General features: G+C 33.8%; 18 protein-coding genes, 1 tRNA gene and 2 pseudogenes. 3 read left to right on the top strand and 18 right to left on the bottom strand.

Annotated features, from left to right (window positions below; genetic code table 11):
• Window positions 1–51: 51 nt before the first annotated feature.
• Complete coding sequence (locus tag HMPREF2663_RS02290; protein ID WP_002446218.1) at window positions 52–186, bottom strand: beta-class phenol-soluble modulin; 135 nt, start codon at window positions 184–186, stop codon at window positions 52–54.
• A 55-nt stretch (window positions 187–241) separates the two neighbouring features.
• Window positions 242–373, bottom strand: a complete 132-nt coding sequence (locus HMPREF2663_RS02285; protein ID WP_001830076.1) for a beta-class phenol-soluble modulin — start codon at window positions 371–373, stop codon at window positions 242–244.
• A gap of 351 nt (window positions 374–724) precedes the next feature.
• Here HMPREF2663_RS02285 and HMPREF2663_RS02280 point away from each other — a divergent pair.
• Window positions 725–798, top strand: a tRNA-Arg gene (locus HMPREF2663_RS02280).
• A gap of 238 nt (window positions 799–1,036) precedes the next feature.
• On the opposite strand, the gene HMPREF2663_RS02275 is transcribed toward HMPREF2663_RS02280, so the two are convergent.
• From HMPREF2663_RS02275 to zapA, 13 genes and pseudogenes are all read right to left on the bottom strand, one after another.
• On the bottom strand, window positions 1,037–1,546 hold the full coding sequence (locus HMPREF2663_RS02275; RefSeq protein ID WP_002475918.1) for a YfcE family phosphodiesterase: 510 nt from the start codon (window positions 1,544–1,546) through the stop codon (window positions 1,037–1,039).
• A complete protein-coding gene (locus HMPREF2663_RS02270; protein ID WP_070845698.1) occupies window positions 1,539–2,126 on the bottom strand; it encodes an XTP/dITP diphosphatase in 588 nt (195 codons plus the stop codon). The genes HMPREF2663_RS02275 and HMPREF2663_RS02270 overlap by 8 nt, the downstream gene beginning before the upstream one ends.
• Before the next feature lie 14 nt (window positions 2,127–2,140).
• Window positions 2,141–2,944, bottom strand: a pseudogene (gene racE / locus HMPREF2663_RS02265) (glutamate racemase).
• A gap of 162 nt (window positions 2,945–3,106) precedes the next feature.
• Window positions 3,107–3,949 carry a succinate dehydrogenase iron-sulfur subunit gene (gene sdhB, locus HMPREF2663_RS02260; RefSeq protein WP_002446214.1) on the bottom strand — a complete coding sequence of 281 codons (843 nt, stop codon included), beginning with the start codon at window positions 3,947–3,949 and terminating at the stop codon, window positions 3,107–3,109.
• Window positions 3,949–5,715 (bottom strand): succinate dehydrogenase flavoprotein subunit, encoded by a 1,767-nt coding sequence (gene sdhA / locus HMPREF2663_RS02255; RefSeq protein WP_002446213.1) that lies wholly within the window; start codon window positions 5,713–5,715, stop codon window positions 3,949–3,951. The genes sdhB and sdhA overlap by 1 nt, the downstream gene beginning before the upstream one ends.
• A 153-nt stretch (window positions 5,716–5,868) precedes the next feature.
• Window positions 5,869–6,483, bottom strand: a complete 615-nt coding sequence (locus HMPREF2663_RS02250; protein WP_002457415.1) for a succinate dehydrogenase cytochrome b558 subunit — start codon at window positions 6,481–6,483, stop codon at window positions 5,869–5,871.
• A gap of 140 nt (window positions 6,484–6,623) precedes the next feature.
• Window positions 6,624–6,817 (bottom strand): annotated as a pseudogene (locus HMPREF2663_RS12975) (hypothetical protein).
• Between the two features lie 31 nt (window positions 6,818–6,848).
• The gene (uvrC, locus tag HMPREF2663_RS02245; RefSeq protein WP_080009624.1) at window positions 6,849–8,651 is read right to left on the bottom strand and encodes an excinuclease ABC subunit UvrC; all 1,803 of its coding nucleotides are present in this window, start codon (window positions 8,649–8,651) and stop codon (window positions 6,849–6,851) included.
• Window positions 8,652–8,730: 79 nt separating this feature from the next.
• Window positions 8,731–9,045 (bottom strand): thioredoxin, encoded by a 315-nt coding sequence (trxA, locus tag HMPREF2663_RS02240; RefSeq protein WP_001830148.1) that lies wholly within the window; start codon window positions 9,043–9,045, stop codon window positions 8,731–8,733.
• Between the two features lie 258 nt (window positions 9,046–9,303).
• On the bottom strand, window positions 9,304–11,652 hold the full coding sequence (locus HMPREF2663_RS02235; protein WP_002475927.1) for an endonuclease MutS2: 2,349 nt from the start codon (window positions 11,650–11,652) through the stop codon (window positions 9,304–9,306).
• 9 nt (window positions 11,653–11,661) lie between these two features.
• Complete coding sequence (polX, locus tag HMPREF2663_RS02230; RefSeq protein WP_002490489.1) at window positions 11,662–13,371, bottom strand: DNA polymerase/3'-5' exonuclease PolX; 1,710 nt, start codon at window positions 13,369–13,371, stop codon at window positions 11,662–11,664.
• A 74-nt stretch (window positions 13,372–13,445) separates the two neighbouring features.
• Window positions 13,446–13,967, bottom strand: a complete 522-nt coding sequence (locus HMPREF2663_RS02225; RefSeq protein ID WP_002490497.1) for a CvpA family protein — start codon at window positions 13,965–13,967, stop codon at window positions 13,446–13,448.
• A complete protein-coding gene (zapA, locus tag HMPREF2663_RS02220; protein WP_001830081.1) occupies window positions 13,968–14,234 on the bottom strand; it encodes a cell division protein ZapA in 267 nt (88 codons plus the stop codon).
• Window positions 14,235–14,492: 258 nt separating this feature from the next.
• Between zapA and rnhC the strand changes: the two genes are divergently transcribed.
• Window positions 14,493–15,419: a ribonuclease HIII gene (rnhC, locus tag HMPREF2663_RS02215; protein ID WP_070592421.1), complete on the top strand. Its 927-nt coding sequence runs from the start codon at window positions 14,493–14,495 to the stop codon at window positions 15,417–15,419.
• A gap of 51 nt (window positions 15,420–15,470) precedes the next feature.
• On the opposite strand, the gene pheT is transcribed toward rnhC, so the two are convergent.
• The 3 genes from pheT to HMPREF2663_RS02200 all read right to left on the bottom strand — a co-directional run bounded on the left by pheT (window position 15,471) and on the right by HMPREF2663_RS02200 (window position 20,039).
• Window positions 15,471–17,873, bottom strand: a complete 2,403-nt coding sequence (gene pheT, locus HMPREF2663_RS02210; RefSeq protein WP_070845697.1) for a phenylalanine--tRNA ligase subunit beta — start codon at window positions 17,871–17,873, stop codon at window positions 15,471–15,473.
• Window positions 17,873–18,931: a phenylalanine--tRNA ligase subunit alpha gene (pheS, locus tag HMPREF2663_RS02205; RefSeq protein WP_002446204.1), complete on the bottom strand. Its 1,059-nt coding sequence runs from the start codon at window positions 18,929–18,931 to the stop codon at window positions 17,873–17,875. Before pheS ends, pheT begins: the two co-directional genes overlap by 1 nt.
• 367 nt (window positions 18,932–19,298) lie before the next feature.
• Window positions 19,299–20,039 (bottom strand): TrmH family RNA methyltransferase, encoded by a 741-nt coding sequence (locus tag HMPREF2663_RS02200; protein ID WP_002457423.1) that lies wholly within the window; start codon window positions 20,037–20,039, stop codon window positions 19,299–19,301.
• 338 nt (window positions 20,040–20,377) lie between these two features.
• On the opposite strand from HMPREF2663_RS02200, the gene HMPREF2663_RS02195 reads away from it, so the two are divergent.
• On the top strand, window positions 20,378–21,431 hold a 1,054-nt coding region (locus HMPREF2663_RS02195), incomplete at its 3' end, for a YSIRK-type signal peptide-containing protein (protein ID WP_141762226.1).

Raw genomic sequence — 21,431 nt, 5'->3', positions numbered from 1 at the left:
GTTTATCTCTCCCTAATTAATTATTTAAATTTTAAAGTTTTAATTTTTAAATTATTGACCTAATAATTTAGAAATAACACTAATACCATTTTCAACAATACCAGCGATGCCTGAAGCTAATTGAGACCAATCTTGGTTGATTCCTGCATCTACTACACTTCTAATTGCGTCAAATAATTGTTCCATTATTCAAAACTCCTTTAAATAAATTTTATTATTATGCGAAATCGTTGATGATGAACTAATTTCCCAAAAATCGATTCACCATATCAACGCTACTTTCTATGATGTTAACAATACTTGCCCCTAATTGAGTGCCATCGTTAGTGATGGCTGCTTCTAAGATGTCTTTAAAAGCGTTAAATAATTTCATTATTAACACTCCTAAATGAGTTAATAACTCCAAAACGATTGGATACGATTGCGATTCGTTATCTCTATCGTTTTGTTACCTTTACTATAAAGTTAATTTGACTCAATTTGTTGCATTTTTCATACTAAATAATTAAGAGTTCCTAACTGTTAATTTTCTTAGGTTTTACAACAGTTAGGCATGCACAACTGTATTGCACTCTATTTTATTGATATAAACATATAGGATTTTATATCAAATTAACATTTATGTATAAAAACCTCTATTATAGTGAAAAATATAAATAATTTTTATTAGGTACCTATTGCTAAAAGACATATATTTAGATATAATAATTCTTGTGTTGAAAATGTCCTGGTAGCTCAGCTGGATAGAGCAATGGCCTTCTAAGCCATCGGTCGGGGGTTCGAATCCCTCCCAGGACGCTATAAAAAAAGGAGTCTCATTGAATGAGGCTCCTTTTTTATTATGTAAAATACAATAATATAATTCAACAGAGATTAAAACCCACTATATATTACAAAAGAGCAAACTTAATAAGGCGTAAACATCACGTAAGTTTAACTTAGCCATCGATGACCACATCATTAATAAACCTGAAACATTTTAATGTCCCAGGTTTATTCTTTATATAAAAGTTTTGCTCTTATTATTCCTAACTGTCTAATATTCAATCTTAACTGTTTCGATGACCTGATTTTCTCTATTTCTAAAATTCAAAATGATAGTATTTTCATCATCCTTGTATACGAGCTCAGCAAAAGTTTCTTCGATTTGACTACGTGATTGAGAAATACTACCAGGATTAATTACATGGATGCCACCTATTTGCTCATATTTTGCCACATGTGTATGTCCATAGAAGGCAAACAAACATCCTAATTCTTTTGCCTTTTCAGCAAGTTTCATTCGTGTTTGGTTTACTTGATAAAGATGACCATGAGTATAAAAGGCACGGACTCCGTTTTCTTCAGTGATTGCTTCTTCTAAAAACTCTGGATAAAAATCACAATTACCTTTCACACGCTGATACAAACTAAGTTCTGTGTCATTATAACTAAATTCAGAATCCCCTAAATGTAAAAATTTATCTGCATCTTTATGTAGATCATAAATATGATATAAGATACCTGTTTCTTTGTGATTATCACTAAGAATAATCCACTTAGACATGTTGTTCACCCTCTAAATATTCTTTTAACAGTAGAATAGCATTTCCACGATGACTGATTTTACCCTTTTCATCATTTGTAATTTCTGCCATCGTTTTATTTAATTCTGGAACGAAAAATATTGGATCATAACCAAAACCATTTTTTCCATGTCGTTCAGTTGTTATCACTCCGGAAACTGTTCCTTTAAATGTTTTTGTTTTTTCATTAGGCGCACTCATACTAATCACACAAACAAATTGAGCACGACGGTCTTGAACATCTTCTAAGTTCGTTAACAACTTTTCAATATTATCTTCATCATTCTTACCTAATCCTGCATAGCGCGCTGAATATACGCCTGGTTCCCCATTTAATGCGAACACTTCAAGTCCACTATCATCTGCAATGACACGCTTATTTAATGCATGTGCTGCCGCTTCGGATTTTAACTTAGCGTTTTCTTCAAATGTGGCACCTGTTTCTTCTACATCAAAATCTTCAATCAACTCAGAAATTCCAATAACAGGTTGTTTTTTTAAAATAGCTTTAAAATCGTTTATCTTACCTTGATTATTAGTTGCAATAACAATATCTTCCATATCATTCTCTCCTTCTATGAATCATTTACAGTTATTCTTTTGACTTCAACTTTCATATTTAACCATTCATCAATAATATTTTTAATATGTGTGGTGTCACCAGTCGCAAAAAATCGATGTTGGGGATGTTCTGTGTAACTGGCATGCTCATTGCTAAACGTGAGTAATGCACTTACTTCTCTTGCTGTTTCTAAGCCAGATGAGATAACTGTTTTAGTACCACTAAAATATTCATAAATAGGCTGATATAACAACGGATAGTGTGTACATCCTAAAATAACCGTGTCCGCATCACTGTTTCTCCATTGCTTCAACGTTTGATGAATCACAATATTAGTGATTGTAGGGTCTTTATAGCGCATTTGTTCAACTAGAGGAACAAAGCCCGGGCATGCAACACTATAGACATTCACATTTGGATTTATCTTTTTTATATGTGTGCGATACGCTTCTGATTTAATTGTTCCTTCGGTTCCTAAAACTAATACATTTTGATTTTTAGTAGTCATTATCGCAGTTCTTGCTCCAGGTTCGATAACACCAATGACAGGAATAGGTAATATGTTTTATAAATAATCTAACGCAACTGCCGTAGCAGTATTGCAAGCAATAACCAGCATTTTTATATCAAATCCCATCAATTTTTGAGCTAGTTCCGTTGTGAATTTTTTAACTTCTTCTCCTGGTCTTGGACCATATGGACAACGTGCTATATCACCTAAATAATAAATAGTTTCATTTGGTAACTGTCTCATAATTTCTTTAGCAACAGTAAGACCACCAACACCTGAATCAATGACTCCAATAGGTTTATTCATACTTCTTCACCCTTATTTTTACAATTACCTTACATTGTATCACAGTATCATATAACTGTAGATATTTACGTTTATAGTTCTTGTAAAGTGAAATTCCTATCTTTATTCTACAATCAGCAAAAAATGACCAAGGCGAAGTTGCCTTGGTCACTATAAGCTATATTAATCTACTTGATGGTCTGAACCAAAGAATGATTTAAACATATGGAAAGAGGTTTCTCTATTCATTGCGGCAATTGACGTTGTCAATGGTATACCTTTAGGACATGCATTCACACAGTTTTGAGAATTACCACATTCTTGCAGTCCACCTGCACTCATCAATGCATCTAAACGCTCATCTTTAGTCATAGAACCTGTTGGATGTAAATCGAACAAACGTACTTGAGAAATAGCTTGTGCACCAACAAATTTATTGTTTTTTGTGACATTTGGACATACTTCTAAACATACACCACAAGTCATACATTTAGACAACTCATATGCAGTTTGACGTTTTTTCTCTGGCATACGTGGTCCAGGTCCTAAGTCATATGTTCCATCAATAGGAATCCATGCTTTCATTCGTTTTAAGTTATCGAACATTCTTGAGCGATCAACTTGTAAATCTCGAATGACAGGGAAAGTACTCATAGGTTCAAGACGAATAGGTTGTTCTAATTGATCAACAATAGCTGAACATGATTGTCGTGCACGGCCGTTGATTACCATTGAACAAGCGCCACATACTTCTTCGAGGCAGTTCATATCCCATGTGACTGGTGTCGTTTTTTCACCTTTAGAGTTGACTGGATTTCGTCTAATTTCCATCAAACATGCGATTACGTTTAAATTTTCCTTATAAGGAATTTCAAATGATTCTTCATAAGGTTTTGATTCGCTATTATCTTGACGTTTAATTATCAATTTTACTGTTTTTTGTTTTGGTTGTTGATTTTGACCTTGTACTTGAGTTTGTGGATTACTTTGAGTTTTTGGAGTTTCTTTTAATGATTGATCAGCCATTATTTATTACCTCCTTTAGACTTACTTGTGTAGTCACGCTTACGAGGTGGAATTAAACTTACATCTACTGGCTCATAAGTAAATTCTGGCTTTTCACTTCTACCTTTATAACGAGCCATGGTTGTTTTTAACCATTCTTCATCATTACGTTCTGGGAATTCAGGTTTGTAATGTGCACCTCTAGATTCGTTACGATTATACGCACCAATCGTAATCACACGAGCAAGAACCAACATATTCCATAATTGTCGTGTGAAGAATACTGCTTGGTTGCTCCATGTTTGCGTATCTTCCATATCAATATCTTCATAACGTTTCATAAGTTCTTGAATTTTTTTATCTGTTTCAAGTAACTTTTCATTTTCACGAACCACAGTTACGTTAGCTGTCATAATTTCACCTAATTCACGGTGAAGTTTATAAGCATTTTCAGTACCACGCATATTTAATAAATGATCAAATTTTTCTTTCTCTTCTTTAACACGAGCTTCGAAAATACTGTCATCTAGATCTGTATACGATTTTTCAACATTTTCAACATATTTGATAGCGTTAGGACCTGCTACTGTACCTCCATAAATAGCTGAAAGTAAAGAATTAGCGCCTAAACGGTTACCACCATGTTGTGAGAAATCGCATTCTCCAGCTGCAAATAACCCTTTAATATTAGTCATTTGATCATAATCTACGTATAAACCACCCATTGAATAATGTACTGCTGGGAAAATCTTCATTGGAACTTTACGTGGATCATCACCTGTGAATTTTTCATAAATTTCAATAATACCACCTAATTTAACATCTAATTCGTGTGGATCTTTATGAGATAAATCAAGGTATACCATGTTTTCTCCATTGATGCCTAACTTTTGGTTAATACAAACATCGAAAATTTCACGTGTCGCTATATCGCGTGGAACTAAGTTACCATAGTCTGGATATTTTTCTTCTAAGAAGTACCAAGGTTTACCATCTTTATACGTCCAAATACGGCCACCTTCACCACGAGCTGATTCACTCATAAGACGTAATTTGTCATCACCTGGAATCGCAGTCGGATGTATTTGAATGAATTCACCATTTGCATAAATCGCACCTTGCTGATAAACGATGGACGCCGCTGAACCAGTATTAATCATTGAGTTAGTCGTTTTACCAAAGATAATACCAGGACCACCTGTTGCCATGATGACAGCATCTGAGCCGAATGATTGAATTTCTGATGTTGTCATATTTTGAGCGACAATACCTCTTGCAGCATCTTCTTCGTCTTTAACAATACCTAGAAATTCCCATCCTTCGTATTTAGTTACTAAACCATCCACCTCAAATGAGCGAACCTGCTCATCTAGTGCATAAAGTAACTGTTGACCTGTCGTTGCGCCAGCAAATGCTGTTCTATGATGTAGTGTACCGCCAAAACGTCTAAAGTCTAATAAGCCTTCTTTCGTTCTGTTAAACATAACCCCCATACGATCTAACAGATGGATGATTTTAGGTGCAGCATCAGCCATTGCTTTGACTGGTGGTTGATTAGCCAGGAAGTCTCCGCCATAAACAGTATCATCAAAGTGAATCCACGGTGAATCTCCCTCACCTTTAGTATTAACAGCACCATTTATGCCACCTTGTGCACAAACAGAGTGCGAACGCTTTACCGGTACAATGGAAAATAAATCTACATGTGCACCTTGTTCTGCCGCTTTAATTGTTGACATCAGACCGGCTAGTCCTCCACCGACAACAATAATTTTTTTCTCTGCCATAGAAATGTCACTCCCCTGAATATTTAAATCTCAAGCCCTACTTTTAATTTTTAGATATAAACTAACTACGAAACAATTAATTTTTAACGTTTCATAATTTCTTAGTAGTAAATTTATCTATACTCACTTATTTCAAAACGAAAATTCATATATTTATATAAACGCAATAACGGCTGCAACACCAATATAAGAAATCACTAAAAATACTATGAGTGAAATCCAAGTAAAAACACGTTGAGATTTTTTAGATTGTAAAAAGCCCCATGTTACACAAAATGACCATAAACCATTAGCAAAATGGAAAACAACAGCAATGACACAAATAATGTAAAAGATTGCCCATAACGGATGTTGTAATGTTTCATGCATTAGATTATAATCCACAGATTTACCATAAAAAGCTTTTTGCAAACGTGTTTGCCATAAGTGCATTGCAATAAAAATAAATGCTAAAATACCACTTACACGTTGGAAGAAAAACATCCAGTTTCTAAATAATGAGTAATGCCCGATGTTCTCCTTAGCAGTGAAAGCGATGTGTAAACCGAACAAACCATGGTATAACAATGGTATATAAATAAGTATAAATTCCATCACAATAAGGAATGGTAAAGATTCCATAAATCCTGACGCTCTATTAAAAGCTTCAGCACCTTGCGTTGCTTGATGGTTTACCATTAAGTGCACAATTAAAAATGCACCTATCGGAATAACCCCTAATAACGAATGTAATCTTCTAAGGTAAAATTCATTCTTTGATTGAGCCAAAAAGAGTCCCCCCTGTGAAACTTATAATTTAAATTGCTAATTCTTAGAAACTTGTATGCAAAATGCCCTAAAGTTTTACATAAAAGACCAGCGTTGATTTACTTTTTTATTTAGTACTTGTCTTTACAATTAATATCGACCTATACACAAGTAGGACTTAAAAAAGTAAAAAGCCAGTCATTGAGCAGTAAGTTTAAAGATTTGGAAATCTATTAGTTGTGACAATTAACATGAAGTGATAACTTTTCTCATTTAGAAAACGCTTCCATACAACTTTAAAAAAATTAGCTTTTGATACGTACATTGTAACATTAATTTCACAATTTTTGGGCATGAGAATGATTCTCATGCCCACTTTTTAATAATTATTTGTTTTGTAACGCGTTTTGAAGGTTTTTAGCAACCTTTTCAGGCAATCCTGCTTGTCTTAATTCATCAAAAGACGCTTCTTTCATTTTCTTAATCGATCCAAACGTACGTAATAATGAAGTTTTTCTCTTAGTTCCAATACCATCAATGTCATCAAGAACAGATTTCAGACCTGTTTTTTGACGTGTTTGTCGGTGGAATGTAATTGCAAATCGATGAACCTCATCTTGTATGCGGTGTAATAGATAAAATGCTTGACTATTCTTTTTTAAAGGTACTATTTCAGCACTTGCTCCATAAAGTAGTTCAGATGTTTGGTGTTTATCATTTTTTTGTAAACCAGCAACTGGTATATCTAGCCCAAGTTCATTTTCGAGTACATCCATCACACCATTCATATGACCTTTCCCACCATCAACTATTATTAAATCTGGTAGAGGTAGCCCCTCGTTAAGTACACGAGTATAGCGTCTACGAACGACCTCTCTCATAGATTTATAATCATCAGGTCCTTCCACTGTTTTAATCTTATATTTTCGATAATCTTTTTTATGAGGTTTGCCATCTACAAATGTAACCATTGCTGAAACTGGATCAACACCTTGAATATTTGAATTATCAAAAGCTTCAATTCTTATTGGTGTTTGGATACCCATACGCTCTCCTAGTTCTTCAATTGCTTTGATGGTTCTTGACTCATCTCTAGCAATTAATTCAAATTTATTATCGAGTTGCACTTCAGCATTGTGATTCGCTAAATTAATCATGTCTTTTTTAGCTCCTCGTACTGGTTGAACAATCTTAGTATCTACTACCGACTGAATGATATCCTTATCAAGATTTTTAGGTACATGAACTTCTTTAGGTATTAGATGCTGATTTAAACTATAAAATTGACCTATAAAAGTATAAAATTCTTCTTCCTCTGTTTGTTGTATTGGTATCATTGTAGCATCACGTTTTATCATATTACCTTGTCTAACGAAGAAGACTTGAACACACATCCAGCCTTTAGAAACACTATAACCAAAAACATCTCTAATTGTATTATCCGAAGACATAATCTTTTGTTTTTTAGTTAAATTGTGAATGTGTTGAATCATATCCCTATATTCTTTTGCTTGTTCAAAATCTAACTGTTCACTCGCTTTATTCATGCGGTCTTCTAAATGATTCAAAATTGTTTTATCTTCCCCATTTAGAAAGTCCGTAATTTCTTTTGTCATTTGAGCATACTTCTCTAAATCAACATCATAGACACACGGTCCCATGCATTGTCCAATATGGTAATAAAGACACAGCTTATCTGGCATATTATCGCATTTTCTAAATGGATAGATACGATCAAGTAATTTCTTTGTTTCTTGTGCAGAATACGCATTAGGATATGGACCAAAGTATTTACCTGAATTCTTTTTTACAGTACGAGTAACAAGTAATCGTGGGTGCTTTTCTTTGGTAATTTTAATAAAAGGATAACTTTTATCATCTTTTAATAAAATATTATATCGGGGTTGATACTGTTTTATAAGATTAAGCTCTAGCAGTAGCGATTCTGTCTCACTTGATGTCACGATAAATTCAAAGTTACGTATTTCTCCAACTAAACGGGTTGTTTTAGCATCATGTGCGCCCGTAAAATAAGAACGTAGACGATTTCTTAAACGTTTTGCCTTCCCCACATATATAACCTGATCATTTCTATCTTTCATTAAGTAACAACCCGGCTCTAAAGGGACTACGTTTAATTTTTCTTTTATTTTCTTTTGATATTCCTCCAAAGGGCTCCTCCTTTCCATTATCAAATTAATTAATGAAAACAAAATAAAGCTGGAGCAATTACTCAATGTAATGCCCCAGTCTTTATTTATGTTAATCTTATAGATGTTTATCTAATACTTCTGCTAAGTTTTCTTTAGGTTGGAAACCTACAACTTTATCAACTGGTTCGCCATCTTTAAATACAATTAAAGTTGGGATACTCATTACTTCATATTTCGCTGCAGTTGATGGGTTTTCATCAACATCTAATTTTAAGATGTCAGCTTTACCATCATAGTCTCCTGCTAGTTCTTCTAAAACTGGTGCAATCATTTTACAAGGTCCACACCAAGTCGCCCAGAAATCAACTAATTTAACACCAGATTCAATTTTGCTATCAAAATCAGAATCAGTTACTTTTACGATTGCCATAATGCCAATCCTCCTTAATTTTCAATGATGAACAAATTATAACAGAGATTAATCACCTTTGCATTATAGATGCTCTTAACAAACATAGCGAGTTTAGAGCGACTTAACACATTAGTTATTATGGTAATGTGCGCCCTTGTCCTTTCGTTAAACTTTATACTTTAAGTTAAGCACTGTTATTAAATATTTTTAATACTGAGTTCTATAAAATCGTTCATTTAATTATTCAGATATAGTCACATTACTCATATCTAAAGGTTACTTGAGTTCTGCCACAGTGACACCAAATCCACCTTCACTAGGCATACCTCCCCTAAATTGTCTAACGCTTTTATGTTTTTTCAAATGTTGTTGAACACCTTTTTGAAGTGCCCCCGTACCTTTACCATGAATAATATATACTTGTTCGTAATTGCTTAAAACCGCCTGATCAAGATATTGATCTAATTCATTTAAAGCTTCTTCGTAACGATATCCTCTTAAATCTAGTTCTGTTTTAATAGTTTGTCTATTTTGTCTTGTTACCATTTTTGTAGGTTTTTCTTTTTTCTTTTTCGTTTTTTCTAAATCTTCAATAGGTAATTTCATTTTAATGATTCCCATTTGTACAACTGCTTCTTCGTCACCTACAAGTTCAAGCACTTCACCTTTTTGACCGTAAGATAGAACTTTCACTTCATCTCCAGTATGAATCGTATCATACTTTTTCTTTTGAACATGTTGCTTAATTGATTTTACCTCATATTGATCATCAAGTTGTTTCTTTTTATCAATTAATTCATGTTCTTTTACCTCAGCGCCCTTATGATCTCTTAGATTTCTAAGTTCTTTAAGAATTTCGTCCGCTTCTTTAGTCGCAGATTTCACACGCTGATTAGCTTTTTCTTTAGCTTCATCCATCAATGATTTCTCATAATTTTGATACTGTTGGTATTGTTTAGACAAAGCATCGTGGGTTTGCTGTGCTTCCCTCACAAGTCGATCTAATTCTATACGTTGTTGATCAACACGTTTTGAATTTTGTTCTAATGATTCAATCATGGCATTGATCTCTTGCTCGTCTGTCCCTATCATTGTCTTAGCTTTATTAATGATGTTGAGACTTAGACCAAGTTTTTTCGATATATCAAAGGCATTAGATCTCCCTGGAACACCCATTAATAATTTATAAGTCGGGCTCAGTGTTTCAACGTCAAATTCAACACTTGCATTCATGACACCTTCACGATTATAACTATAAGCTTTTAATTCAGGGTAATGTGTTGTTGCCATAACTAAAGACCCTAAACGGCGTACATAATCTAAGATACTCATTGCGAGTGCCGCACCTTCACTTGGATCTGTACCTGCGCCTAGTTCATCAAATAAAATGAGACTATTTTGATCTGCATCTTGTAATATTTCTACTATATTTTTCATGTGAGATGAAAATGTTGATAATGATTGTTCTATAGATTGTTCATCTCCAATATCACAATATACATTTTCAAAGATACTTAATTGACTTCCATCCAGTGTAGGAATTAACAATCCTGATTGTGCCATGACAATTATCAATCCTAGTGTTTTTAAAGTAACAGTCTTACCACCCGTGTTTGGTCCAGTAATTATGACTGTTTCTACATCGTCAATAAATTCAATTGTATTTGCTACAACAGTATCTTTGTCTAATAAAGGGTGAAATGCATTAGGTAAATATATAGTTCGATCCTCTTTAAATGTAGGTTTTGTCCCTTTTATAGTGCGCGCATAACGAGCTTTAGCAATTAAAAAATCAATTTGACCCATAACCGATTCAGCAATGAGTAATGCGTCAGCTTCCGCCGAAACAAATCCCGTCAATTCAGTCAATATACGTTCACGTTCAACTGCTTCATCATTACGCAAACGACTGATTTGATTATTCATCTCTACAACAGAATTCGGTTCAATATATAGTGTTTGTCCTGATGCCGATTGATCATGAACAATACCATTGAAATCTTGTCTATATTCAGCTTTCACCGGAATAACATTGCGATCATTTCTTACTGTTACAATTGCATCAGATAGTTTTTTTTGATTCCCTTGATTTTTCACTATTCTATCTAAATTTTGACGAATTCGTTGGTTTGTTCTTGAAATTTCACTTCTAATACTTTGTAAAGTATAACTTGCATGGTCAAATAAATCGTGTGCATCACATGTTTCATTAATTTCTTTAAATAAATCTGTAAGTATCGGTAGATGATTCATTTTATCATGCAGTATAGGATACTTAACCTCTTCATCTTCTTCTAGCATTTGATTGTAAAATGTTTTAAATTGATTTTGCACTTGAACTAGGCGTTTAATTCTGTTTAATTCTGCCACATTTAAAACGCCTCCTATGCTGGCCCTATGAACAAGTGGAGACACTTTTGCTAGACCACTTAAACTTGGTAATCGATGCTTGTTATAGATTTGTGAAATTTCGTCTGTTTCATTCATTTGAAATTCTACTGTATCAAAATTACTAGCGGGAGCCATCTCTTGTACTTTTTCACGACCTAGATCACTTATAGTTTCATCTGCCACAAATGATTTAATCTTTTCAAATTCCAAGACATCTAATGTTTTTTGTCTCATGCAATCCCTCTATTTCTTATATTTATTCGTTTCAACAAATGAGCGAAAGGCTTCCTTCGTCATTGTATTAATGACCCTCTCTTTATTGACAAATCCTTTTTGTGCAGTAGCAACACCATATTTCATGAAATCAAGATGATTTGTATGATGAGCATCCGTATTAATTGTTAACTTAACCTTTGGATATTTACGAACGATTTCTGCATTTAAATCTAAACGATGTGGATTTGCGTTAATCTCTAAAATTGTATTTGTTTCTTCGGCTAAATTCATTAACTTTTCAATATTAGCTTTATAACCTTTTCTACGTCCAATAATACGGCCGGTTGGATGAGCAATGTGACGCACATATGGATTTCTACATGCTGTTTCCAAACGTTTCATGATTTCGTCTTCAGATTGATTAAAGCTTTGATGAATAGCGGCGATAACATAATCAAGCTGTGCCAATACTTCGTCATCGTAATCTAATGTTCCATCAGGTAGAATGTCCATTTCTGTTCCTGAATATATATCTATTTCCTTATACTCTTCATTTAATTGCTTTATTTCTTCATTTTGTCTTAGCAGACGGTCGACTTGTAATCCATGAGCTACTTTTAAACTTTGTGAGTGATCTGTAATGACCATAAATTCATAACCTTTTGCAATATTTGCCTCAATCATTTCTTTAATCGAAAAGGTACCATCACTATATGTTGTGTGCATATGCAAATCTCCATTGATGTCACCTAATTGAATGATTTGACTCAGATCTTTATCAAACTCACTACCGTCTTCACGCATGGCAGGCGCAATCCAATCTACACCAAAATGATGATAGATCGCTTCTTCACTTTGTAATTGTAATAGCTTACCATCTTGTTGTTCGATACCATACTCACTAACCTTTTCGTCACGTGCTTTTGCTAATTGTCTTATTCTAATATTATGATCCTTCGAACCGGTGAAGTGTTGTAAAGTATGGTAAAAAGCAGCAGGTTCTATCAATCTAAAATCAACACCAATCGTCTCATCATCATAAGCTAATTCCAGAGAAATTTTAGTATCCCCAACAGCAACATCTTTGACTTTATTCGGAATACGGAGTAATTGTTGTTGAACTTTTTTAGGCTCTGATGTACTAATTATGAAATCTAAATCTTTACTCATTTCCTTATATCTTCTAAAACTACCAGCAGTTGAATATTGTTTAACTCCTTCTAGCTGTTCAATAAATTTTACAATTTCTTGGTTGAGACCTCTCATTAGCTCTATAGGATAACGATCCTTTTTAGCACCTATCGCCTTCACTGCTTCTAAAATGTTTTGCTCTGTCTTTTTTGCAAAACCGTTTAAAGCACTGACTTTACCTTCTTCACAGGCTTTTTGAAGTGTTTCTTTATCAGTAATTTGAAGTTCTTGATATAGTTTTGCTATTTTTTTACTGCCTAATCCCTGTATTTTCAACAGTGGCACTAACCCTTCAGGCACTTCATCTTGAAGTGCTTGAAGAGTCGATGATTGACCTTTTGTTTTAAATTCATTAATAACTTCTCCTACGCCTTTTCCAATGCCTTTAAGTTCTGTTACATCATCAATCTCTTCTAATGTACGCTCATCAACCTCTAAACTTTGTGCAGCTTTTCTATACGCTGAAACTTTAAATGTATTTTCTCCTTTTAGCTCCATATATATAGCTATTTTTTCTAATAATTGAATTACATCTTTTTTTGTCATCAATATCACTCCATAAAAAGAAGACCAGGACATAACATTAACGTTCGAACTTGTCCTGACCTCATGTCATTACTTTATAAATTTAAAATAAATTGTGATAAATAAGGAATTTGTTCAATCACAACTCGACTTAATAGCGATTGAGATAATTGGTACTGTATAAATGAATGCGGATATAGCGATAATAAATAAAGTCCAATTTGTAAATATATAAAAACCGCTATGATACTCAAAACGACACTCGATATCCGACTTACTAAATGTATCTTTTTATACGTTATTATATTATCAAATGTAACAACAACTAGATACAAAATAAGCTTACACATACCAAATATTATAATAAATGCTATCACTTTTTCAAATCTGTATTGCAAATGATCATAAGGTATAGTATAGACAATATCAAACGCCACTGTTTTAGGAAATGGCACAAAAACAACTAAACGTTGCGCAATAGATTGATAATATTGTGACGCAATAAATAAAGATACAATTGAAGAAGCAAAGTGCAATATCGATAACCAAATACCTCTACGAAACCCTATCACTATAAAGTAACAAATAATAATAAGAACAACTATATCAATGAGCATTTATTCATCTCTTTGTTTTAATTGATTTATTTCTTGCTGTAATCGTCTGTTCTCTTCTTCTAAAATAACTTTCTCATGCATAATATTCACAGATGTTAAAATCGCTTTTCGAGTTGTATCTAAACCTGCTGATTTTTGACCTAATTCTTGCATTTTTTCATCAACAAGATGTGCTACATAACGAATATGTTCAGGGCTATCTTCGCCAATGATTGTGAAATGTTGATCATTAATCGTAACATTTATTCTATTTTTAAATTCACCCATACTAATTTCTCCTGACCTTGGATTAAAATGATTTTAACTTAAACAATTATTCAAATTCCAATTTATTAAATTGTAAATTGTAGTATTTTACATAATTTTACTTATCATCAAATATTATACATGAGTGTAAATACCAATGTAAACGTCTGTTATTAAAAGATAATACAGATGACATATTCAACAATATCATTTAAGACTATCTTCAATATTAAAATTTGATAAAATATAAAAGAGTACAAAAAAGAGAGGATTCAATTAATGGGAAATGTAGTATACAAACTCACGTCAAAAGAAATTCAATCATTGATGGCTCAAACTACTTTTGAGACGACGAAGTTGCCTCAAGGTATGAAAGCTCGTACGAGATATCAAAATACTGTTATCAATATCTATAGTTCTGGCAAAGTAATGTTTCAAGGTAAGAATGCTGAGCAAGTAGTGAGTCAATTGCTACCAGATAAGCAATCAACAACTGGCAAACATACATCATCAAATACAACTAGTATTCAATATAATCATTTTCATTGTATTGGTAGCGATGAAGCAGGCAGTGGCGACTATTTTGGTCCATTGACTGTGTGTGCAGCTTATGTGAGCCAATCACATATCAAAATCTTAAAAGAACTTGGTGTAGATGATTCAAAAAAACTAAACGATACTAAAATCGTCGATCTTGCAGAACAGCTCATTACCTTTATCCCGCATTCTTTATTAACATTAGATAATGTTAAGTATAACGAACGACAAAGTCTAGGATGGTCTCAAGTTAAAATGAAAGCTGTCTTACATAATGAGGCTATCAAAAATGTGATTCAAAAAATTGAGCAAGATCAACTGGATTATATTGTTATTGATCAATTTGCAAAACGAGAAGTTTATCAACATTACGCATTATCAGCATTACCTTTTCCTGACAAAACAAAATTTGAAACAAAAGGTGAGTCTAAATCACTAGCAATCGCGACAGCAAGCATTATTTCTCGCTATGCATTTGTTAAACACATGGACCACATCTCTAAAAAACTACATATGGAAATCCCAAAAGGCGCAAGTAATAAAGTAGATTTAATTGCCGCTAAAGTCATTCAAAAATATGATATTCAACAACTTGATACTATTTCAAAAAAACATTTTAAAAACAGAGATAAGGCAATTCATCTAATAAATCAAAAATACAATAAATAAAAGGACTTACGCACTAGTATTTATTACTAATGCGTAAGTCCTTTATGATAATTATCTAATAATAGCACCATGCTTTTTAAGTGCTTCTAAAATTTTATCATGCACAGCATTTACACGTTCATCGGTAAGTGTGTTTTCTGTATCTAGATAACTAAGTCTAATTGCAATAGATTTTTTCCCTTTTTCTAAATGTTCACCCTCGTATACATCAAATACGAGTGTATCATTTAAAATATCTTCACCATTCTCATGAATAATGGATAACAATTCAGATGAAGTAACTTCATGATTAACTTCTAATGCAATATCACGTGTTACACCTGGAAATCTAGGTATAGGCTCATAATTAATATATCCTACAGAAACTTCCATCATTGCATCATAATTAAGTTCAAATACATACGTGCGCTTTAAATCATTGTTAGCAGCCAACGTAGGGTGTAGCTCACCTATGAAGCCAATATCTTTACCATTAAGTGACACAATTGCTGTTCTTCCTGGATGTAACCCATCTATTTGACCAGCTCTAAAATCGAATTGAAGATTAAGCTTTTCAGCAACACGTTCAACAATACCCTTAGTTAAATAGAAATCAACGGGCTCTTTCTTGCCTTGCCATTTGTTATTAACAAAGTCTCCAGTTAATATACCGCTCAAGTATTCTACTTCATCTGGTAACTCACCTTCACCGTTACCAAAGAAGACACGTCCGATTTCATATAACTTAACATTTGTATTTTTACGAGCAACATTGTATGATACTGCATCAATTAAATGCGGCAATAAACTTTGACGTAATGTGGAATGTGCTTCACTCATAGGCATAAGTAATTCAATTGTAGAACGATTTTGTAATGCAAAATCTGTAGCATGATTTTTTGATACCAATGAATAAGTAATAGCTTGGTCTAGCCCAGCGCCCTCAAGTGTTTCTTTAACAGTACGCGTTTTAAACTGTCGATCTGTTAGTTCTCCACTTGTAACATCTTTAAATACAGGTAGCGTTGATGGTATGTCATCGTATCCATATATACGTGCTACTTCTTCTATTAAATCTTCTTTAATAGAAATATCTTTACGTCTTGATGGAACATTCACGATAATGTCACCATTTTTATTTTCAGTTTTAAATCCTAATTGCTCAAAAATATCAATGATTTCTTCATCAGTTAAATTAAAACCAATTGTACGGTTAACTTTGTCAGCAGTGATTTTTATTGGAGTCACAAATGATCCTAAATCTCCATATGAAATTCGATCTTTTAAAACTGTTGCTGAAGCATATGTTTCAAGTAAATAACAAGCTCTGTCTACAGCTTCATCGACGAATTCAGTTGCAATCCCCTTTTCAAATCGACTCGATGATTCGCTTCTTAAATTTAAACGGCGTGATGTATGTCGAATAGATACAGGATCAAAGATAGCCCCTTCTACTACAACATGTCGTGTTTGTTCAGTGACTTCAGAGAAATCTCCTCCCATAACACCTCCTAATGCTATAGGGTCTTTCCCATTTGTAATGACAATGTCAGTATCTAACAATCGACGTTCTTCACCATCTAAAGTTCTCATTGTCTCATCTTTTTTAGCCTGTCTAACTTCAATAGATTGCGAACCAATTTGCTCTTGATCAAACATGTGTAGAGGTTGGCCATATTCTAAAAGTACATAATTGGAAATATCTACCACATTATTAATTGGACGTATTCCCGCTTTAATTAATCGGAACTGCATCCATACTGGAGAAGGACCAATAGTCACGTCATGAACAACACGTGCACTATAGTAAGGTACTTTATCTTCGTTTTTAACTTCTATTGTTAGTTCATCTTTAGCAGACTCTTGACTTTCATTGCTTGTTAACTGAGGTTTATTCATTTTAGTTTGATATAAAGCTGCGACTTCATACGCAGTACCTATCATACTTAATGCATCAGCACGATTAGGTGTTAAATCAAATTCCATCACTTGGTCATTAAGATATAGTGCTTCTAGCGCATCTGTTCCAGGTTTTACTGCTTCTGGAAATACATATATACCTGACTCATAATTTTTAGGAGTGACATGACTTGAAATACCTATTTCTTGTAATGAGCAAATCATACCTTCAGAGCGTTCGCCACGTAATTTGGCACGTTTAATTTTAACTCCACCAGGTAAACGACCACCAACTTTAGCAACAATCACATGTTGCCCTTCATCTACATTTGGTGCACCACAAACAATTTGAATTGGTTCTTCTTCACCTAAGTCTACTTGACAAATATTTAATTTATCGGCATTGGGATGTGGCGTCTTCGACAAGATATGTCCAACTACTAATTTTTTTATATCTTTTGTATAGTCAATAATATCATCGACTTCAATTCCAGTTCTTGTAATTCTCTCTGCTAACGCTTGAACTGACTGGTCAACATTCACATAATCTTTTAGCCATTCGTTTGAAATTAACATTATTGTTCACCTCTATCTTCTACAGCTTTAAATTGATCTAAGAAACGGACATCATTGGTATAAAAGTGACGAATATCTTCAATACCATACTTTAACATTGCAATTCGATCTGGTCCCATACCAAATGCGAAGCCAGAATATTCCTTAGAATCGAATCCGGCCATTTCTAATACATTTGGGTGAACCATCCCTGCTCCTAAAATTTCAATCCAACCTGTGTGTTTACAAACATTACAACCCTGTCCTTTACATTTGAAACATGATACATCTACTTCAACTGATGGTTCAGTAAACGGGAAATAACTTGGGCGTAAACGAATCTCACGATCTGCACCGAATAATTTTTTGGCAACTAACTCTAAAGTCCCTTTTAAATCGCTCATTTTAATATTTTTATCAACTACTAAACCTTCAATTTGTGTAAATTGGTGGCTATGCGTTGCATCATCTGAGTCACGTCGATAAACTTTACCAGGACAAATAATTTTGACTGGTCCTTGTCCTTTACGTTTTTCCATAGTACGTGCTTGTACTGGTGAAGTATGTGTACGCATTAAAATTTCTTCTGTGATATAAAAGCTATCTTGCATATCACGTGCTGGATGCGATTTAGGTAAATTTAAAGCTTCAAAATTATAGTAATCCTGTTCAACTTCATAACCATCAACAATTTCATAACCTAACCCTAAGAACAAGTCTTCAATCTCTTCAACTGTACGTGTTAAAGGATGCTTTGATCCTATTTCAATATGACGACTTGGCAATGTGACATCAATTGTTTCTTCAGAAAGCTGTTGATTTAATTTCTCTTCTTTGATTAGCTTTTGTCTTTCATCTAATTCACTCTGAATAGTTTGTCTTAATTCATTTACCTTTTGACCATACGCAGGTTTTTCTTCATTAGGTAAATCTTTCATATTTTTCATTAAGGCGCTAACAGAACCTTTTTTACCTAAATATTTCACCTTTACTTCTTGTAACGCTTGCGCATCATTTGCTTCATTAATATCAACTAAAGCTTGTTGCTTCAACTCAGACATTAGATCATTTTGAGTCATGACTGAATTCCTCCTTATATAGTCCCTTCAATTATTTACAAATCAATACCGCCACTTGTTAATAACAAAAAAGCTTTCATCCCCTGTTCAAAAGGGACGAAAGCTTTCCGTGGTACCACCCAAATTTATGCATGCGCATACACTTGTAAATCTATTGATAACGGAATGACTATTCCGACTTAAATTTCTTTAAGTTACCAAAAAGATGAAAAAATTATTACAAGTTGGAATGACTTTCAGTCTCGATCATTCTCCCTTTTCAACTTTCTAAATAATTTATGTCTTTTTATAGGTTATTATTAATATGTTAAAGCGATAGTAATTTTGAAATTTCATTCATTATTATAGTCGATGATAACATCAAAGGTCAACCTTTCAGCTGATACATTAAGATACTTCCAGCAATAGCTACATTTAAACTCTCAGCTTTGCCATAAATAGGAATAGTAAGATTTTGCGTTGTTTCTTTTAGTAAATCTGGGTTGACACCCTCTCCTTCATTACCTAATACAAGCGCAAAATTGGCTTGCGCTTCAACATCATTGAAGCTCACTGCGTTTTCAAGTGCCGTACCATACACTGGACCATTAAATTGATGAATATAATTATTGATGTCATCAAAAATGACTGGTATATGAAAAATACTTCCTTGACTAGCACGTATCACCTTATCTTGAAAAGGGTCAGCCGTCCCCTTCTCCATAACTATCAAATCTAATCCAGCAGCATCAGCTGTCCTAATTAAAGTTCCTAGATTACCAGGATCTTGAATACGGTCAATTAATAACACTTGTTTGGCTTGTGTCTTATCATAAGTTGGTTTTTTTATAATGGCAAAGAAACCTTGAGGTGTAACAGTTCCGGAAAGTGCTTCAGCAACTTTTAGATTAATTTGATACACTTCTTTCGCATAATCAACTATTGAAGATGACATTCTATCGGGATCAACGATAAACAATTGTATTACTTCAATTTGACTTTGATAAGCTTCTTCTATGAGATGAATCCCCTCTATTAAAGCAAGACCTGTTTTATCTCTTTCACGTTTCTTTTTTAATTTATTCGCATTTTTTATTTTACTATTTTGAGCAGAAGTAATTTGTTCCATTAAAATATGTCTCCATCTTCAAAAGTTTATAATTCTATTGTAAGTGAATATGTATCATTTTCAAAGTCAATAATAATGTATTCTTTAAAATTGATATGTCCCTTGAAAATCAATCAATTTTGTAGTTCTTTCATTTAAGCGATTTTAATTTTAACACGTATGATGATTGTTTTGAAAACAGAAAAAATATTCAATAATTATTTTATATAGTTGTTTGAAGTTAGAAAAATATGTTAATATATTGACATCTAATACAAACTTAGATAGATTTATTTCAATCTAGTTTAAAAAATCTCAAACGCAACTGAGACAACTACATTCAAAGGAGAGATTACATTATGAAAAAATCTAGTAAATTTTCAAAAGATTTCCCTACTAGAAAAAATCATTACGCAATTAGAAAATTCACAGTGGGCACTGCTTCGATTATCGTAGGATCATTCTTATTTTTCGGACAAACACAAGCTCATGCTGAAGAATTCGAAAGAGTAACTACTGGTACAGTTGACACAGGTGGACAGCCTGCTAGAGCAGATCAAGGACAAGAAGGACCACAAGCAGGCGCGGATACGCACAATACAGCAAGTCAACCTGGTGCTACAGGTCAAGATGCACCAAATGAAAATCATGCTGGTGACCAAAATGCTGCAATTACACATCCGGCTGATCAAGAAAATAATGCACCTCAAGCTGGTGCTGGTACTCCTGGTGCTGAGAATACACCACAAGCTGGTGGTGAAAATCATAATCAAGATAATGCAGTAACTGCAGCTGGTACTAGTGGGGAACAAAATGGTGGTAAACCAGCTACGTCAACGACGGGTCAAGATGCCGCGCAACCCAATGGACCTCAAGGTACTTCAGTAGCTCAACCTGGTAATGATGCTTCTAGCCAAGGTCATGATACACCTCAAGCTGATGCTGGTACTCATAATACAGAAGGCCAACCTGCTGTAACTACTGGTGAACAAGCTGGACAAGTAAAACCGTCTGGAGATTCTACGCCTACCGGTAAGCCAAACACAGCAGACGATCAAGGTACACAAATTAAACCTACAAGTAACCAAGGTACTACAGCAACAACTGGTGAAACTGGAAATCAAAAACCAAGTGGTCAAACAGGTAATACTGAGAACACACCTAATGATGGTACTCAAGTAAAACCTAATAATGACCCAGCTGTGACTGGTACGCCAAATGCTAATGAAGAACAAACTGGTCAACCTAATGCAACAGTAACACCAGGACAAGGTAATGACGAGATTAACGGAGCTACTAAACCTGGAGAAGTGTCTCCGAAACCTGAAGAAAACAATCCAGCTGTGACTGAACCTGGTACAACTGCACCTGGGAATACTAATCAAGGCACTCAAGTAAAACCTAATAACGATC

The organism is Staphylococcus sp. HMSC077D08, from assembly GCF_001837945.1.
Lineage (GTDB): Bacteria > Bacillota > Bacilli > Staphylococcales > Staphylococcaceae > Staphylococcus > Staphylococcus epidermidis.
This window is presented reverse-complemented; position numbering and strand designations above follow the sequence as displayed.

Excerpts from the sequence above, each read along its gene's own strand:
- HMPREF2663_RS02290 (WP_002446218.1), bottom strand. The coding sequence starts at position 186 with ATGGAACAATTATTTGACGCAATTAGAAGTGTAGTAGATGCAGGAATC.
- HMPREF2663_RS02285 (WP_001830076.1), bottom strand. The coding sequence starts at position 373 with ATGAAATTATTTAACGCTTTTAAAGACATCTTAGAAGCAGCCATCACT.
- HMPREF2663_RS02275 (WP_002475918.1), bottom strand. The coding sequence starts at position 1,546 with ATGTCTAAGTGGATTATTCTTAGTGATAATCACAAAGAAACAGGTATC.
- HMPREF2663_RS02270 (WP_070845698.1), bottom strand. The coding sequence starts at position 2,126 with ATGGAAGATATTGTTATTGCAACTAATAATCAAGGTAAGATAAACGAT.
- sdhB (WP_002446214.1), bottom strand. The coding sequence starts at position 3,949 with ATGGCTGATCAATCATTAAAAGAAACTCCAAAAACTCAAAGTAATCCA.
- sdhA (WP_002446213.1), bottom strand. The coding sequence starts at position 5,715 with ATGGCAGAGAAAAAAATTATTGTTGTCGGTGGAGGACTAGCCGGTCTG.
- uvrC (WP_080009624.1), bottom strand. The coding sequence starts at position 8,651 with ATGGAAAGGAGGAGCCCTTTGGAGGAATATCAAAAGAAAATAAAAGAA.
- trxA (WP_001830148.1), bottom strand. The coding sequence starts at position 9,045 with ATGGCAATCGTAAAAGTAACTGATTCTGATTTTGATAGCAAAATTGAA.
- HMPREF2663_RS02235 (WP_002475927.1), bottom strand. The coding sequence starts at position 11,652 with ATGAGACAAAAAACATTAGATGTCTTGGAATTTGAAAAGATTAAATCA.
- polX (WP_002490489.1), bottom strand. The coding sequence starts at position 13,371 with ATGACAAAAAAAGATGTAATTCAATTATTAGAAAAAATAGCTATATAT.
- HMPREF2663_RS02225 (WP_002490497.1), bottom strand. The coding sequence starts at position 13,967 with ATGCTCATTGATATAGTTGTTCTTATTATTATTTGTTACTTTATAGTG.
- zapA (WP_001830081.1), bottom strand. The coding sequence starts at position 14,234 with ATGGGTGAATTTAAAAATAGAATAAATGTTACGATTAATGATCAACAT.
- rnhC (WP_070592421.1), top strand. The coding sequence starts at position 14,493 with ATGGGAAATGTAGTATACAAACTCACGTCAAAAGAAATTCAATCATTG.
- pheT (WP_070845697.1), bottom strand. The coding sequence starts at position 17,873 with ATGTTAATTTCAAACGAATGGCTAAAAGATTATGTGAATGTTGACCAG.
- pheS (WP_002446204.1), bottom strand. The coding sequence starts at position 18,931 with ATGACTCAAAATGATCTAATGTCTGAGTTGAAGCAACAAGCTTTAGTT.
- HMPREF2663_RS02200 (WP_002457423.1), bottom strand. The coding sequence starts at position 20,039 with ATGGAACAAATTACTTCTGCTCAAAATAGTAAAATAAAAAATGCGAAT.